This is a genomic window from Pseudoalteromonas sp. NBT06-2 (genome assembly GCF_002276045.1).
Lineage (GTDB): Bacteria > Pseudomonadota > Gammaproteobacteria > Enterobacterales > Alteromonadaceae > Pseudoalteromonas.
The window spans coordinates 1-2,885 of the sequence record NZ_NQMR01000288.1 but is presented as its reverse complement, the minus strand read 5'-3'; the positions used below and the strand labels follow the sequence as shown (position 1 = coordinate 2,885).

The window sequence follows — 2,885 nt, the reverse complement described above, 5'->3', positions numbered from 1 at the left end:
ATCAAAGTCATGTTATTACGCAGTATAAGCATCATGGTTCACAATTAAAGCAAGGTGATACTGATCTTAAAAGGATTAAGGCTGTTAATATATTACTTGGTGATCCACGAGTCTGTGATATCACCAATAGATTATTAGCAGAATTTGCTGCAAGTCGATTAACCAAAATAAAAGCTACGACTTATAACCGCGATATTGCAGTTTTAAGTAGTTTATTTACGCAGCTTAAGAAATCAGAAATTATTCATACAGAAAACCCTTTCAAAGGTAAAAAATTAAAAGAAAAGCGTACCGAACTCTCATTTTTAACTTCATGTGAAATTAAAAATTTATTAGAAATACTTGATGGTGATAGTTTATTAATTGCTAAGGTATGTTTAAGCACAGGTTGCAGATGGGGTGAAGCTCAAGGGCTTAAAGTAAATGATGTGCACAATCAAAAAATTACATTCACTGATACAAAAAACGGTAAACCTAGAGCAGTTCCAATTACAAAAGAATTATTTGAAGAATTAACACAACATAAAAAATCTGGTGAATTATTTGAAAGTTGCTACAAAACTTTTATGTATAGATTAAGAACGAGCAATATTAATTTACCTAAAGGACAAGCAAGTCATGTAATGAGGCATACATTTGCAAGTCATTATATGATGAATGGTGGAAACCTATTAAGTTTACAGAAAATACTTGGTCACGGTGATATAAAAATGACTATGCGTTATGCCCATTTAGCACCGGATTACCTAATTGAAGTACTAGATAAAAACCCATTAAGTAACTTAAATTAGTTATACTCAACCTGACACTTTTCATTATAGATCTTAACCAAACCTGATTGTCTGCCTTGTGCCAACAACTGTCGCTGAAAGAAGTCTAGTCTTTCAACATATTTTTAAACTCATCAAGGTATTGTTGGTGTTTATTTTGATGCCATTGACTCATGGATTTAGATTTTTCTAACGCAATTGACTGAATATTAGTTGCTTTTTTTACGTCTCCTTGATCAGCAAAAGCTTTAGCTAAAGAGGCGTGTGCATACGCTGAATCAGGGTAAAGTTCAGTTACTTTAGTATATATTTCAATAGCTTCATTTGGATTTTGAGTCTCTTTCGATTTTGCAAGAGACTTTAATGAGCCTTCTGCTGATATTTCAAAACCATATTTATGTTTTGAAAGCTTGTCGTAGTATGAAATGATCGCCTCGACGCCACGCTGTGAAATCTCTGAGTCAGCAGATAAATCATGATGGATATCGTCAAATAAGGCTTCAATGCCATTTAGAAGGGTAACTATAGGCCGAGACATATAATAATGGTCTTCACTATTATTAGAGTGCCACGTTAACTTAGTGTTATTTTGCTTGGCTAAGTAATTTTCAAATTTTTTAAATGAATCTATATGGGATTTCTCATAGTTATGGTTACCAATTGCCATATAAAGAAACTTCATGCCATCGTATTGTGCCCCTAGTTTAGTTGGTGCATCAGTTAAAACACGAGCAAAGTCATTGTTGAGTGTTGGGCTTGCTATTAGGTATGCGTCAAACATACTAGGTCTATTTATAAGGGTATATAGACCAAGCGCACCATTGCCCATAAAACCATTGAATATTCTGTATCCGTTGGTTCGGTATTTTTCATCTACTTTTTTCAAAATTCCTTGCTGAATAATGTCTAAGATACGTTGATTACTTGGGTTGGCGACTAAATCTTTAAATACAGTAGCAAACTCAGAGTTATAATCGGCAGGAGTAATTACTATAGTTTTTAACCAAGGCCACTCACCGTTGTGACTCAACCAATCATGCATACCACTAATAAACGGCTGACTTCTAGGGTGCATATCAAAAAGTACAAAGTAGTTTTTGTCACTATTTTCGTTATATTTATGAGGCAGAGTAATGTTGTATTTTATAGAAGATTTAAATCCTTCAGGCTTTACTTCAATCGTCTCTATAGGATTTAGAGCTTCAATATCAACAGCCAAACAAGGTATCGATATTGAGAGTAAAATCAGTAGTAAAATGTATTTCATGTAATTTCCTTATTTTTCTTATTGTTATGTTAGTTGCGTTCAACATTTTCATCGTAAAATATATGCGAATTCACTATAGCACAAAAAAAAAGCTAACAGTCCCACATTTTTGGCTAAGCATCAATGTCCGTAGTTCGCTCTTAACTGATTGCCATACTTAAAACTCCTAACAACCTGGGAGTTTAGTATGAATAAGTTAAATAAGTCACCATGGAACAAAGGCAAAATAATAGGTCAACGAAAGCCACTCAAAGTATCACATATTTGGGGAATACGAATTCGGCTTGAACTAGAGAATAAAGTTCGTGATCTAGCTCTTTTTAATTTAGCTTTAGACAGTAAGCTGAGAGGCTGTGATTTAGTAAAATTAAAAGTATCTGATGTCGCTTATGGTCAGTCTGTTTCACCTAGAGCACATATCATTCAACAAAAGACCAATACACCCGTGCAGTTTGAAATAACTAAAGGGACGAGAGAATCAATTCAGCTATGGATAAACAGAGCAAAATTAAAGCCTAGTGATTATCTTTTTAAATCTAGAATTCATAAATCAGACCATATTACCACTAGACAATATAATCGTATTTTCCGTGGCTGGATTGAAAAATTAGGTCTTGATTACTCCCTTTACAGCACCCATTCGATGAGAAGAACCAAAGCTTATTTAATTTACCAAAAAACTAAGAACCTAAGAGTAGTTCAGTTGCTTCTTGGACATAAGAAATTAGAAAGTACAGTTCGGTACTTAGGTATCGAAGTTGATGATGCCTTGGAAATTTCAGAGTCTATTGAAGTTTAAATGAACTGAGGCAGATATTCTGCCTCGTGCCATAAGCAGACCTTTGTTT

3 protein-coding genes are annotated in these 2,885 nt (G+C 34.0%); 2 read left to right on the top strand and 1 reads right to left on the bottom strand.

The genetic code is table 11. From position 1 onward, the window contains the following. Positions 1–791 (top strand): phage integrase (locus CJF42_RS25435; RefSeq protein WP_095369288.1); only part of this gene is annotated, 791 nt, incomplete at its 5' end. Between the two features lie 85 nt (positions 792–876). On the opposite strand, the gene CJF42_RS25430 is transcribed toward CJF42_RS25435, so the two are convergent. Then, positions 877–2,037 carry an esterase gene (locus tag CJF42_RS25430; protein ID WP_252097743.1) on the bottom strand — a complete coding sequence of 387 codons (1,161 nt, stop codon included), beginning with the start codon at positions 2,035–2,037 and terminating at the stop codon, positions 877–879. Between the two features lie 187 nt (positions 2,038–2,224). Between CJF42_RS25430 and CJF42_RS25425 the strand changes: the two genes are divergently transcribed. Next, a complete protein-coding gene (locus CJF42_RS25425; protein ID WP_095369287.1) occupies positions 2,225–2,836 on the top strand; it encodes a tyrosine-type recombinase/integrase in 612 nt (203 codons plus the stop codon). The last annotated feature ends 49 nt before the right edge of the window (positions 2,837–2,885 follow it).

Excerpts from the sequence above, each read along its gene's own strand:
- CJF42_RS25430 (WP_252097743.1), bottom strand. The coding sequence starts at position 2,037 with ATGAAATACATTTTACTACTGATTTTACTCTCAATATCGATACCTTGT.
- CJF42_RS25425 (WP_095369287.1), top strand. The coding sequence starts at position 2,225 with ATGAATAAGTTAAATAAGTCACCATGGAACAAAGGCAAAATAATAGGT.